Source organism: Zhongshania aliphaticivorans (assembly GCF_902705855.1).
In the GTDB taxonomy this organism is placed as follows: Bacteria; Pseudomonadota; Gammaproteobacteria; order Pseudomonadales; family Spongiibacteraceae; genus Spongiibacter; species Spongiibacter aliphaticivorans_B.
Genome location: NZ_CACSIJ010000011.1, coordinates 79,083 through 91,538 on the forward strand (window position 1 = coordinate 79,083; position 12,456 = coordinate 91,538).

General features: G+C 50.4%; 11 protein-coding genes. 5 read left to right on the top strand and 6 right to left on the bottom strand.

Annotation, left to right across the window (positions count from 1 at the left end; translation table 11 throughout):
- Positions 1-34: 34 nt before the first annotated feature.
- Complete coding sequence (locus tag GVJ32_RS04800; RefSeq protein WP_159238922.1) at positions 35-1,822, bottom strand: hypothetical protein; 1,788 nt, start codon at positions 1,820-1,822, stop codon at positions 35-37.
- 76 nt (positions 1,823-1,898) lie between these two features.
- The gene (epmB, locus tag GVJ32_RS04805) at positions 1,899-2,912 is read right to left on the bottom strand and encodes an EF-P beta-lysylation protein EpmB (RefSeq protein WP_159238923.1); all 1,014 of its coding nucleotides are present in this window, start codon (positions 2,910-2,912) and stop codon (positions 1,899-1,901) included.
- A 46-nt stretch (positions 2,913-2,958) separates the two neighbouring features.
- Here epmB and efp point away from each other — a divergent pair, with 46 nt between their 5' ends.
- Positions 2,959-3,528: an elongation factor P gene (gene efp / locus GVJ32_RS04810; protein ID WP_159238924.1), complete on the top strand. Its 570-nt coding sequence runs from the start codon at positions 2,959-2,961 to the stop codon at positions 3,526-3,528.
- Complete coding sequence (gene epmA, locus GVJ32_RS04815; protein WP_159238925.1) at positions 3,529-4,482, top strand: EF-P lysine aminoacylase EpmA; 954 nt, start codon at positions 3,529-3,531, stop codon at positions 4,480-4,482.
- A 21-nt stretch (positions 4,483-4,503) separates the two neighbouring features.
- On the opposite strand, the gene asd is transcribed toward epmA, so the two are convergent.
- The 3 genes from asd to rsgA all read right to left on the bottom strand — a co-directional run bounded on the left by asd (position 4,504) and on the right by rsgA (position 7,455).
- Positions 4,504-5,361 carry an archaetidylserine decarboxylase gene (gene asd, locus GVJ32_RS04820; protein WP_159238926.1) on the bottom strand — a complete coding sequence of 286 codons (858 nt, stop codon included), beginning with the start codon at positions 5,359-5,361 and terminating at the stop codon, positions 4,504-4,506.
- A 44-nt stretch (positions 5,362-5,405) separates the two neighbouring features.
- The gene (locus GVJ32_RS04825) at positions 5,406-6,251 is read right to left on the bottom strand and encodes a sulfurtransferase (protein WP_159238927.1); all 846 of its coding nucleotides are present in this window, start codon (positions 6,249-6,251) and stop codon (positions 5,406-5,408) included.
- A 193-nt stretch (positions 6,252-6,444) separates the two neighbouring features.
- Positions 6,445-7,455: a small ribosomal subunit biogenesis GTPase RsgA gene (gene rsgA / locus GVJ32_RS04830; RefSeq protein ID WP_159238928.1), complete on the bottom strand. Its 1,011-nt coding sequence runs from the start codon at positions 7,453-7,455 to the stop codon at positions 6,445-6,447.
- A gap of 152 nt (positions 7,456-7,607) precedes the next feature.
- On the opposite strand from rsgA, the gene orn reads away from it, so the two are divergent.
- The gene (gene orn / locus GVJ32_RS04835; RefSeq protein ID WP_159238929.1) at positions 7,608-8,153 is read left to right on the top strand and encodes an oligoribonuclease; all 546 of its coding nucleotides are present in this window, start codon (positions 7,608-7,610) and stop codon (positions 8,151-8,153) included.
- A 267-nt stretch (positions 8,154-8,420) separates the two neighbouring features.
- Positions 8,421-10,268, top strand: a complete 1,848-nt coding sequence (locus tag GVJ32_RS04840; RefSeq protein WP_159238930.1) for an autotransporter domain-containing protein — start codon at positions 8,421-8,423, stop codon at positions 10,266-10,268.
- 47 nt (positions 10,269-10,315) lie between these two features.
- On the opposite strand, the gene queG is transcribed toward GVJ32_RS04840, so the two are convergent.
- A complete protein-coding gene (gene queG, locus GVJ32_RS04845) occupies positions 10,316-11,395 on the bottom strand; it encodes a tRNA epoxyqueuosine(34) reductase QueG (protein ID WP_200841340.1) in 1,080 nt (359 codons plus the stop codon).
- 256 nt (positions 11,396-11,651) lie between these two features.
- Between queG and GVJ32_RS04850 the strand changes: the two genes are divergently transcribed.
- Complete coding sequence (locus tag GVJ32_RS04850) at positions 11,652-12,428, top strand: DUF4197 family protein (RefSeq protein WP_159238931.1); 777 nt, start codon at positions 11,652-11,654, stop codon at positions 12,426-12,428.
- The last annotated feature ends 28 nt before the right edge of the window (positions 12,429-12,456 follow it).

The window sequence follows — 12,456 nt, forward strand, 5'->3', positions numbered from 1 at the left end:
GTTTTATTTTATAAATGACTGTTTATGCAGTCACTCAAAGAATATCCCAGAGCTGATTAAAGTCGCTTTTATTAACTTCATCGGCATCTGCTACGTCAATCTTGATGGTATTGCGGGCAATATCTTCAAAGCGGAATAATTTAAAGGCGTTGGATTGCTCTACGATTTTTCCTAATTTTATACGCATGGAATGGCCGGGGCGCAAGAGCTCTACTGTGTGTCCTTCTGATATTCCAATGACCCCAGATAGCAATAACATGGGGCCCTTTGCAATATGTCCACCGGGTAGCAGCATTGCCCGTTGGTATTCGTTCACGGGTAGGCCGGATTGAATGAGGCGGGCGCTGTACGGCGTCGCTGTAGATGCGAGTGCCTCTATGCCAACTTGGTGGCTGCCATCACTGCGCAGCCAGCGAACAACACCAACGCGCCAGCTGTCGTAATCGTCGGTTTTCAGGCCGACTAACTCGCCAGTGCGAATACGAAGTTGGGTAGTGCTAGGCCATTCGATTCGGCAGCCGGAGCTACTGGTATCTAGAATGCGTGAGCGCAAATATTCATATTTATTGTCAGCGCTAACTGGCGCTGGATTATCTTGCGGCAAGCTATAGCTGATGGTTTCTACATCGCCCGCTCGATAATCGATTGACGATTTTTGGTCGGGATCGCGGCCGCGAGTATCTGCCCCGCCGCTTCGACTCCAAACATCGTCTTGGTCTGCACGTCGTTCTTGAAAGAGGGGGGAGCTGCTGTCGTGGTCTGGCTCAATGTGGAAGTGACTAAAATCTAATTGATTGGCGACATAGTAGTGTGTGGTATTCATGCCCACGGTAATAAGTACCGGGTCGTTACAGGGCATACGTTCTGCAGCGCGTGAGGTTGCTGAGCTCCAAGAAATAGCGAGGTGATCGAGAATTGAGCTGCTTAGTTTTGTTGGATTATTGGTCTTGCGCGGAGTGTTTGCTCCAGCGAGTCCACCACTTTGTGAGAGCAGGGGTTTGGTGTCTATGCCTAGCCAACCTGGGGACGGTGCCCGCTGTATTAATTCGCGGTATACGGGGGGAGAGTCCTCGGTGGGGTTAAACAAAAATACACTGCTTTCCAGCCGGTCTGTGCGCAGCTCTATGAAGGCCGACCAGTTGTTTAATTCATTAAAAATGTCGTCGATATAACGCTGGGGCAGTTGGTGGGTTTTACTGCAGCTCAACATTAACAGGCGAAGATAGGCTTGTTGCACTGTGCCGTCGCCATAGACGCTATCAATGACTTTGGATTTGCGTAGTTTTTGCGCGTGGGCGCATTGGTAAATTTTATGTGCGCTTAACCAAAACTCTGGATGACTTGAGCGATATAGCTGATAAGTTCGCAGCAATATTCTGCTATGTTCAGTCAGCGCTCTGTGTAGGCAGCTTGAAAGTGCGTCTTTAGAACGAAGTAAGCGATTCTCGCCTTCCAGCCCCTTGAATGCTTGGCAATAGCCTGTCGCGAGCTGAGAGTTTAGGGTGTTTGCGAGTAGGACTATTTTTTGGGTTTTCTCTGGCAATACCACCGGCTTGTTGAGGTAGTGCTGAGAAAGGGCCTTTACGATGCGGTGAACATGGGGGCGAATTTTCTCAAGGATTTCGTAGCGATCCTTAGGTTTGCAGGCGGTATGGCTTAGTTCTGATAGTGCTTGAAATAACAGGCGCGTGGCTTCACCCAGATTAGCTAGCGGCAGGTTATTTACCCAAGTGCTGACGGCCGTTGCGTTTAATGCGAACTGGCTATGTGAGTCACGGTTTATGTCAGGCGTTGCAATTGCAAGGCTTGAGTTATTATTCATAACGTCCTGTGAATGACTGTTTTAATGTAATGTTGCATTCGCTTTGTGTTTTAAGTCTATGTTTTTACGCGTTAAATCAAAATAGTGCAAGCGGTCGTTTACTACTTGCATTCGGTTCTTCTATGACTAGTCGCGGCACTAAATAGCCTGGTAGCTTGGCTAGTATAGCCTTCATTAGTAAGCGTGCCTGTACTTCACTTACGTCAAAATGCGCGGCGCCGTTCACTTTGTCTAGTAAATGTAGGTAGTAGGGCATGACGTTAACTTCAAATAGGCGTCGGCTTAGCTTTACTAAGGTATCGGCATTATCGTTGATTCCTTTAAGTAAAACGCTTTGGTTTAAGAGTGTAAACCCAGCGCTGCGCATGTTTGCCAGCGCAATTTCGGTGTGCTTATCAATTTCATTGGCGTGATTACAGTGGATTACCATCACAATGCGTAGGCGATTCGCGCTAAGTACCTGAATAAGCTCTGGTGTCACTCTGGCGGGTAATACCAGTGGTAATCGGGTGTGAATACGCAGGGTGTCGACATGCGGAATAGCGGCAATTTTTAATATAAGTTTGTGTAAGTATTCGTCAGGGGCCGATAGCGGATCGCCGCCGCTGAGTATGACCTCGCTAATTTCGCTGCGATCTGCAATATAGTCTAGCGATTTTTGCCAGTCACGCTGACTCGGATTGTTGGCCTCGTAGGGGAAGTTACGGCGGAAACAGTAGCGGCAGTGAACGGCACAGGCTGGGCTGGTGATGAGTAAAACCCGTCCGTAATATTTATGAATTAGGCCGGGTGCGGGGTTGGCGCTGACTTCTTCCAAAGGATCATTAATGTAGCCGACGTGTTGCCGTGTCTCTTTTTCTAGCGGCAATACTTGTAAAAGTAGAGGGTCGTTCCAGTCGCCAATAGCCATTTTGGCAACAAAGGCCTCGGGCACTCTCAGCGGGAATTGCTCGAGTGCTGCGGTAATGTTTGGGTGTTCATTTGGGTCTAATTGCAAACGCTGAAATAGTCGTGCTGGCTCGCGGATCATACCGCTCATTTGTTGCTGCCAGCTTTCGGCCTGCCAAAAAGTGTCTTTTAGGGGTATCATTGCTGCCTTTTTAAACTACGGTTTTACACCGTCGCTGAGGAAAATCATGGCTAATTATTCTACCAATGAATTTCGCAACGGACTAAAGGTGATGCTCGACGGCGAGCCTTGTTCTATTTTAGATAATGAATTTGTTAAGCCGGGTAAGGGGCAAGCCTTTAACCGTGTTCGTTTGCGCAATCTTAACTCAGGTCGGGTTTGGGAGCGTACTTTCAAATCCGGCGAGTCTCTCGAGGGCGCTGATGTCATCGATCAAAGTATGGAATATTTGTACAACGACGGCGAATTCTATCACTTTATGGACCCCGAATCGTTTGAGCAGTTTCAAGCGGATCTTAAAGCGGTTGGCGATGCGTCTAACTGGCTAAAAGAGCAGGATGTTTGCACCGTGACCTTGTACAACGGCGCACCGTTGTCAGTTACCCCGCCAAACTTTGTTGAGTTAGAGATCGTTGAGACTGATCCGGGTGTTAAAGGTGATACCGCGCAAGGCGGCACCAAACCGGCTTACTTAAGCACTGGCGCTGTTGTGAAAGTGCCGTTGTTTTTAAGTGTTGGCGAAGTCATAAAGGTCGATACTCGTACCGGCGAATATCAGAACCGAGTGAAAAGTTAAATGTCTGATTGGCGGCCCACGGCTGATTTTTCGGCTTTAAGCCGCCGCGCACAATTACTTGCTGCGGTGCGCGCCTTGTTTGCGGAGCGCGGTGTTTTAGAAGTGGACACACCACTGCTAGCGACGGCGCCAGTCACCGATCCCAATATTGAAGCTATCACCACCGTCTCGCCTGACGGTGATGCCCTTATGTATTTGCAGACTTCGCCAGAGTTTGCCATGAAGCGTTTGCTGGCTGCGGGTAGTGGGTCTATCTATCAAATTTGTAAGGCCTTTCGGCGGGGTGAGCGGGGGCGCCGGCACAACCCCGAGTTCACTATGCTGGAGTGGTACCGCATTGGCCTGAGCTTGCAGGAGTTGATGGATGAGGTCGCGGTGATAGTGGCCTTGGCGGTAGGGCCGGTTGAATCACATTATTATAGTTATCAGCAGGTGTTTGAGCGGCATTGCGGCTTGAGTCCACACCACGCGTCATTATCTGAATTAAAAGCCTGTGCGCGTGCGCACTTGGATCTCCATTTTGATACTGATGACCGCGATGTGTGGTTGCAGCTTTTGATGTCATCGGTGATTGAGCCTTTGTTGGATCGTGAATCCCTTAGTTTTGTATACGATTTTCCCGCCTCGCAGGCGGCTTTGGCGAACACCCGCAGCAACGCTGATGGTATTCAGCTCGCCTCTCGGTTTGAAGCGTTTTACGCCGGTATGGAATTGGCGAATGGCTATGACGAGTTACGCGATGCCAATGAATTGGTTAGGCGAATACGTGATGATCACGCCCGCCGAGCTGAGAACAACCAGATTTTGCCCCCTATTGATCGGCATTTATTAAAGGCAATGGCTACGTTGCCAGAGTGTGTCGGTGTGGCGATGGGCTTTGATCGTTTAGCGATGTTGGCCTGTGATGTAGAACGAATTGATGAAGTGATTGCGTTTCCATTGGAGCGGGCGTGAAGGCCCGCTCCAATGAATTTATCAAGCTGTCTTAATATGCCCCAAGATTTCTCCTAGGCGTGTTGGCGTGGTGGCTTGAAAGCCCTCATGCCAATCGGCCTTGTCTTTGGCAAATAAAACAATTGCTGTTGATCCGAGTTTGAAGCGCCCCATTTCCTCACCTTTTTGCAGGTGGATTTCACGAGCGCCTTGACTGTAATCCGTTGTTTTTATGCCTTTCGGCGGTGGTGCAATTTGACCGTCCCACACAGTTTCAATACCGGCTACGATCATCGCACCGACTAAGATAACCGCCATTGGGCCGGCTTCGGTGTCGAATAGGCACACCGCCCGTTCGTTGCGGGCAAACAGGCCTTGAACGTTTTCAGCGGTGGTGGTGTTCACTGAAAATAGCGCGCCAGGAATATAGCTCATGCTGCGCAATGTACCGCTAAGGGGCATGTGTACGCGGTGGTAGTCGCGGGGCGAGAGATATACTGTGGCGAAGCTACCGTTTTCAAACAGCGCGGCGGCTTCGCGGTCGCCACCTAGCAGTGCTAGTAGGCTGTAGTCCTGCCCCTTGGCTTGAAAAATGCGACCGCCGGTGATTTTGCCGATCTGACTAATCGCGCCGTCTGCTGGGCAGGCGATGGCATCATCGTCTTCGCAAATGGGTCTGGCACCGCTTTTTAATGCCCGAGTAAAAAAGGCATTAAAGTTTGCATAATGGCGTGGATCTGGGTCTTTCGCCTCCTCCATATCAACCTTGTATTGTTTGATGAAGCGGCTGATTAGTAGGTCTTTTAGCCAAGGAATGTCTGTTTCCGCAAGCTTGCCAACCAGTCGTGATAAGAAGTGCTGGGGTAGCAGGTATTGCAAAATAATGAACGCAATTTTCACAGGGTATCCTTCGGTAAATAATTAGAATTTTGTTGTCAGCAACACTAGGGCTTTTGCGCGCTGCTTTTTGCATTGCTGCCGGTTTCGATGGGGGTAAAATCACTGTTTCCCCATTCTCCCCACGAGCCGTGGTAGCCCTTTATATGTGGGTAGCCGAGAATTTTCATGAGCAGATAACTCAGGCCGGAGCGATGATGAGTCTGGCAATGGGTGATCACGGTTTTGTCGGCGGTGATGCTCAATTCGTTTAAGCGTGCTTGCAGGCTACTTAAATCTTTTAAGCGCATCTGCCGGTCGCGATCGATCAATTCCAGCCAGTCTAGGTTGATGGCGCCAGGAATATGGCCGCCGCGTTGAGATAATACTTTTTCGCCACGGTATTCTTCCGGTGAGCGCGCGTCCCAAACCGCCAGTTGGCTGTTGTCCAGCATGCTGATGAAGTCTTCAATTTCAGCTATTGGCAGGCTGTCAATCGTGATGTTTTGCTCGGTGGGGGCGGGGTGGTTGGCAACTTTTTCGGTTGGGTGACCGCCGTGCAGCCAAGCGTGTAGGCCGCCGTCAAGATAGGAGTAATTGTGATGGCCAATGGCATCGAGGGTCCAAATTAATCGGCCAGCCCAACCGCCGCCTTCGTCATCATAGGCTATTACGTGCTTGTCAGGGCTGAGTCCTACCTTAGAAAAAAGGGCGTTGAGGGCGTCGACACTTGGCAGTTTGCCAACCGCTGGTTTGACGCCACATTGCAGCTCCGATGGCGCGATATGGACAGCACCCGGTATGTGGTGCTCGGCGTAATTGGCGGCGCTGCTGGTATCTAAAATTAACAATTTAGGATTGTGCAGCGCTTCCGCTAATTGTGTGGTTTCAATTAATAATGGCCAGTCTTTCATTATCGACTTCTTGTGCTAAGTATGTGGATGAATTGTAGCAGTAGCTGCGGCTGTCAGGCGACGTTACTATCGTGTTGCTCGGCAGCCTCTTATTGTTGGGACAGTAAATTTCGAGCTTTTCTCACTCACTCTATTTTAAATTTGCGGCGGTGAGCCATAAAATTATTATAGCGAACGGATGTGACTAATTGCTTTATTGACTATTCAGGCTTTCAATTATTTGCCGATAGCTGCCCATACGTTCGGGGCTGATTTTGTTTTCTGCTTCAGCGTCTAGCAACGCGCAGCGCGGCTCATGTTCGTGTTTGCAGTCTCGAAATCTGCAGAGGCCGAGAAAAGGCCGGAATTCAATAAATCCATCTAATACTTTTTCTCTATCCATATTCCAGAGCGCAAATTCACGAATGCCGGGAGAGTCGATTAAGCTGCCGCCGTCGGGAAAATGATAGAGGCGAGCCGTAGTGGTGGTGTGTTTACCCTTGGCGGTACTTTCAGATAACGGACCTACTCGGGTGTCGGTGCCTGGCAGCAGGCTATTTACTAGCGATGATTTTCCCACGCCGGATTGACCAACAAATACACTGATATGGCCGCAAAGTGTTTGTTTTAATTCGTTTAGGCCGTGCTCTGCAGCGGTAGACGCGCGGGTGACTTGATAGCCAATGTCTTGGTAGCGAGCCAGCATGGTGTCGAGATATTCGCGATTGTCGTCGTTGATCAGGTCAGATTTGTTCAAAAGGAGAATAGGTCGAATGCCAATAGCTTCTGAAGCAACCAAGTAGCGATCGATGAGATTGGCGTGGGCGCGAGGCTCGGGGGCAATTACGATCACAATGTGATCAATATTGGCAGCAACCGGTTTTAATTTGCCGTGATTATCTGGGCGAGACAGCAGTGATCTACGGGTGTTGCAGGCAACGACTACGCCGGTGGGTTTGCCCTCCCGCCAAGTGACGCTGTCGCCGGTTACCAAGCCTTCGATGTGGGCGCGAACGTGGCAGCGCTGCCGAAATCCGTTGTCGGCTTCTACCTCAACCTGTTGACCAAAATGGCTCACAATAAGTCCGCTTTGCTCCGGACCTAATTCGCCTTCATTTAGCGCTTGGTCTAGTTGAGAGTCGCGTTTGTTTGCGCGCTCGTTGCGTTCCGCCTGTACTTTTTCGATGCGCCAGCGCTGCTGACGGCTGAGTTTACGTTTTGTCATGAAGGATCATTCGCCTAAGAGACGCCATCTTACCCTATGTGCTGATACAATCGACACTTTGCGCAGTTGAGGGTGTGAATTCGGCGTATTGGTATCCACTGAATACGTGGCGACATACCGGCATTGACTACATTTACCATATAGGCGAACCGATGGATAAAGCACAGAACTTGATTTGGATTGACTTGGAAATGACGGGTCTAGATACCATCAACGATCATATTATTGAAATTGCGACTGTGGTAACCGATGCCAATTTAAATGTGCTTGCCGAAGGCCCTGTATTGGCAATACATCAGCCCGATGAGGTGTTGGCGGGGATGGATGAGTGGAATACTCGGCAGCATGGCCAATCTGGATTGATTAAGCGGGTGCAAGATACCTGCATTACCGCTGAAGAGGCGGAGCGTTTAACCTTGGCATTTTTAGACAAGCATGTTGAAAAAGGTGCGTCGCCCATGTGCGGCAACAGCATCTGTCAAGATCGTCGTTTTATGGCCCGTGAAATGCCTGCACTGGAAGCCTATTTCCATTACCGCAATTTGGATGTGAGTAGTGTGAAAGAGTTGGCGCGCCGCTGGCGGCCAGACTTGAGTGCTGGCTTGAAAAAATCGGCAACGCATTTGGCTCTTGATGATATTTACGACTCGATTGCTGAGCTGAGCTATTACCGGGAGCATTTCCTTCGTCTTTCCTAGCCTTCCGTGATTTACCGCGCCGCTAGTCATGGCGGCGCGGGTGTATTCTTGGTTTTCATAGCGCTGCCTTTGCGTAAATGCCTACCGTCTTCTATGGTTTAGTAGCTATCTGTATTTACCCCTATTGTGATCAAGCGCAAAAACGGGTCTTGTAGCGATTCATGTTGTCGATGAAAACTTCGCGTATTAGCGGTGTTAATTACCACAAATTGCGTAGTCAATTTTAGGTCGGCGATGAGATAGATAACAATAAGTAGGTGGAATGTTATGAGAAAGTTAACTGCGCTGTGTGTGGCGTCTTTATTCTGTACCCCCTTATCTGCGCAAAGCTATTTTAGTGAGTTTGTTATTTTTGGTGACAGCTTGTTAGATAGCGGCAACTTTGGAAAACGCTTTACCAACCGGCTCGGCGATGGCTCTGGTGATTATACCCTTGGCCCCTATGCCAATATTGCCCCCCAATACTTGGGGATGGCACTGGGGCTGTCCACTGATCCAGCGGTTGCTGGCGGCACAAACTATGCCGTCGGCGGTTATGAAACGGCAGACATTTTAAATTCCATTAATGGAACTGGTCTGGCGCTGCCGGCGGGTGGTGCTGAGGCAAGGCCCGCATATTTAACTGAGAATACCGTTGACCGAAATGCGCTGTTTTTAATCGATGGTGGCGGTAATGATTTTCTCAACGGCACGGCGGTAGATCAGGCAACGATTGTTGCGTCTGCACAAACACTGATAGCCGGTGTGTCAGCCATCGATGCGGCAGGTGGTCGCTATATTATGCTGAGTAATTTGCCAGATTTAGGCAAAACCCCTGCGGCACAGGCGCAAAACTTAACGCTGCCTGGCTATGCCGCAACAGTGTCTGCCGGTGCAGCCGGTTACAACCAAGCGTTGCAGACCTATGCCAACTTTAGCGGCGCGAATATTATTCCCGTGGATTTAGCAGGGGTCATTGAATATGTGTCTGACAATGCTGAGGCATACGGCTTTGCCAATGGCGCCAATGTTGCGTTCGGCCCTTTGGCGACCTTTGATCAGCGCTATATGTGCTTTGACGACAGCGGCGGCGACTGTGTGGAGCACCCGATTTACGGCATAGATGGTACTAATCCCGATCCCGATAAATTGCTGTTTAATGATGGGGTCCACCCCACCGGCAAGGTCGGTGAAATTACCGGTGATTATCTTATTGATGTGGTGGTTGCGCCGCAACTTGTTGGTCAGCTTTCTGGGATTGGCATTGGGCTCGCGCGCAGCCAACACGAGAGCCTAACGCAAACCTTGCGAGAAAATCGCTGGTTTGAAAATACCAGTCGCGTGTTTATTAGTGCCAGCGGCGCGAACGAAGATGTGCCAAGTGGCGGTGATCAGGAGAGTAGTTACCTGACTCTGGGGTATAGCCACGCGGTATCGCCATCTATGAGTTTAGGTGCTGCCTTGAGCATGGCTAAGCACGAAACCGATACCGACGACGCTGAATTTTCAGCAACCAGCGTTGGTTATAGCGGCTTGCTAAATTATCGTGAGAATCATTGGTTGGCCGAAGGCAGTGTCGGTTTGAGCGTTGTCGATTACAGCGATGTCGATCGTCACTTTAATTTAGGTGATCAGGGTTTGACGGCGACTGGCGGTACCGAAGGTTATGGCTGGCACTTTGATGGTCAAGTGGCTTATGAGCTGTCGTCATCGAAAGCGCTGAGTATTGCTCCCGCCGTGGGCGCTCGCTTACTGAGTGCCAAGGTTGATGGTTATACCGAATCAGGTGGCGCCGTATCAAATTATCAATGGGGCGAGCAAAGCCGTCAGAGTCGTCAGCTAAGAGCCGGTGTACTTGCAAATATAGCGGTGAGCGAGGGTGTGAATTTGTATGCTGAAGTGTTCTCGGTGTCAGAGCTTGAAGATGCAGACGAAACGATTGAAGTGAGAAATACCAACCTAGGCTATATTAGTTATCGCTTGCCGAGCTATCGCACTGATGGCGACACTTTTGTCGATGCCAGCCTAGGCGCGTCGGTGGCCATAGATAAGTCGCGCTTAGCACTGAATATTAATTATAGCGACGAAGGCGAAGGGCGTGAGAGTGTGATGTTGAATTATTCCCTGCCGTTCTGAACGGCCATCTAGCGCTTGTCACTTAAAGCCCCTTGATTGGGGCTTTTTTACGCATGCCGTGATGGTGCTGAATGCTGTTTGGTCAGTGCCCAGTCGATATGTTCGCGGGCCATGTCACCGGCGACGGCGTATTGTGATTTTAAGGCTTGAATAGCGGCAGTACTTGCGGGCGCATTGCCAATGCCAACGGCCAAATTACGCAACCAGCGCTGATAGCCAATGCGGCGAATGGCAGAGCCGGCGGTGTTGTCTAAAAACTCTTGTTCAGACCATAAAAACAGGCTGACTAATTCGCTGTTATCAAGCTGATGGCGTGGCGAAAAGTCAGTTTCTTTGGTGGGCTGCGCAAACTTATTCCACGGACATACCAATTGGCAGTCGTCGCAGCCAAACACGCGATTGCCCATTAAGGGGCGCAAGTCTTCTGGAATACTGTCTTTGAGTTCAATCGTTAAATAAGAAATGCAGCGCCGCGCATCGACTTGGTAGGGGGCGACAATCGCGCCGGTTGGGCAGTCATCAAGGCAGGCGCGGCAGCTGCCGCAATGACCGGTTTCTTGGGGTGGGTCGATTGGCAGCGGTACATCGGTATAAATTTCGCCCAAGAAAAACCACGACCCCGCTTTGCTATTGATCAGCATGCTGTTTTTACCAATCCAGCCAAGACCGGCTTGCTCGGCAAAGCCGCGCTCTAAAACCGGCGCGCTGTCGACAAAGGCGCGGTGGCTGCCGCCGGCGACGGCGCTGATTTTTTCGGCGAGTTGGCTGAGGCGTTTGCGAATTAATTTATGATAGTCGCGGCCCAAAGCGTAGCGAGAGATATAGGCTTTACTGGGTGTGTTTAGAATAGTGTCGCAGCTTTCGCCGTCGGGTAGATAATCTAGGCGGGCGCTTATGACGCGAATGGTGCCCGGATGCAAGTCGTCGGGGGTGGCGCGCAGTCCTTCGCGTTCAGCCATATAGGCCATTTCGCCGTGGTATTCTTTTGCCAGCCAGTTGCGCAGATGTTCTGCGTGGGCGGCATTGGTCGCAGGGCTAATACCAATGTGGGCGAAACCGAGGTCTCGGCCCCAGTCTTTAATTTGCTGCGCTAGGGCCTCAAGGTCAGTTGGAGTTGGGGTGATCAAGTTGCCGTTGCCTACTTGAAGAGACGATGGGCAGGTATTTTACACGTTTGGCTTGCCGCTGTATGTCCTTGCTAGCGTCGCCCAGAGTACGCTCAGTACATGCTTGTGGTGAGGGCCTACATAGCTGTTTTTTATTGGTTGGAATGGATAAAACCACATCAGCAGTATTACCTTAGTTTATTTGCTTTCAGGTATTTATCAGCGGTCCCAATAGTTAATCATTGCGCTACTTCCGTTCTTTGAGTGGCGTGCTAGAATGCGTCGCCATTTCGGCATCTCCCTTCAAGCTTTCTTGCGCTGGTATCTTATAATGTTCCGTGTGGTTGCCGTTCTGGTAGTGGCACTGTTGACGTCTAGCTGTGCGTCGATGTTCGATGATATGTCCTTGGCTGCCCAGGCCAAATTTCAGCAAATGCTTGCCAATAAGTTTGCTCAAAAGCTCACTGCCGGTATTGATCTGGTGGTCGGGCAATTGGCTGTTAAGGGCGGATTTCTGGATGATCCAATAGTGCGAATTTTATTGCCGCCACCCTTAGGGCTGGTGATTGATGTGGCGCGCGATTTTAATGAGAATCCGCAGGCAGCACTGCTGGAAACCCTAATGAATCGAGCGGCTGAGAATGCGATTCCGGTGGCGGGGCCAATTCTGAAAAATATAGTGGCCAATCTGGATGCTGACACTTTACAAAAACTGGTGCACTCACCCCGCAGCGCAGCGACGGATCTGTTGATGGCTGAAGGTGGTGGCATGGTGCAGTCGGTATTGTTGCCCGCAGTGAGTCAAAGTTTGGCGGCCGATGGTGCGCTTAAACTTTACGGTGATTTACTGCAGTCTCAGCAAAAGGCCAGTGCTGCGGCGGGCGCTACTGAGAATGCTGTTGCGTCTACGGCAACTGAGCAGGCGGTGGCTCCAGACCAGTTGGGCGAATATGTGGTGCAACAGGCGGCGGGTGGTTTATTTAAAAAGGTGGCTGCTCAAGAGCTGCTTATCCGAGATTCGCTTAATGCCATTGGCCGCGCGTCCCAGTACTAATGCCACCACGGCGAGCTAGGTGTTGGTC

Coding starts and splice junctions, on each gene's coding strand:
- GVJ32_RS04840 (WP_159238930.1), top strand. CDS start 8,421: ATGAGAAAGTTAACTGCGCTGTGTGTGGCGTCTTTATTCTGTACCCCC.
- epmB (WP_159238923.1), bottom strand. CDS start 2,912: ATGATACCCCTAAAAGACACTTTTTGGCAGGCCGAAAGCTGGCAGCAA.
- rsgA (WP_159238928.1), bottom strand. CDS start 7,455: ATGACAAAACGTAAACTCAGCCGTCAGCAGCGCTGGCGCATCGAAAAA.
- GVJ32_RS04825 (WP_159238927.1), bottom strand. CDS start 6,251: ATGAAAGACTGGCCATTATTAATTGAAACCACACAATTAGCGGAAGCG.
- orn (WP_159238929.1), top strand. CDS start 7,608: ATGGATAAAGCACAGAACTTGATTTGGATTGACTTGGAAATGACGGGT.
- epmA (WP_159238925.1), top strand. CDS start 3,529: ATGTCTGATTGGCGGCCCACGGCTGATTTTTCGGCTTTAAGCCGCCGC.
- GVJ32_RS04850 (WP_159238931.1), top strand. CDS start 11,652: ATGCGTCGCCATTTCGGCATCTCCCTTCAAGCTTTCTTGCGCTGGTAT.
- efp (WP_159238924.1), top strand. CDS start 2,959: ATGGCTAATTATTCTACCAATGAATTTCGCAACGGACTAAAGGTGATG.
- GVJ32_RS04800 (WP_159238922.1), bottom strand. CDS start 1,822: ATGAATAATAACTCAAGCCTTGCAATTGCAACGCCTGACATAAACCGT.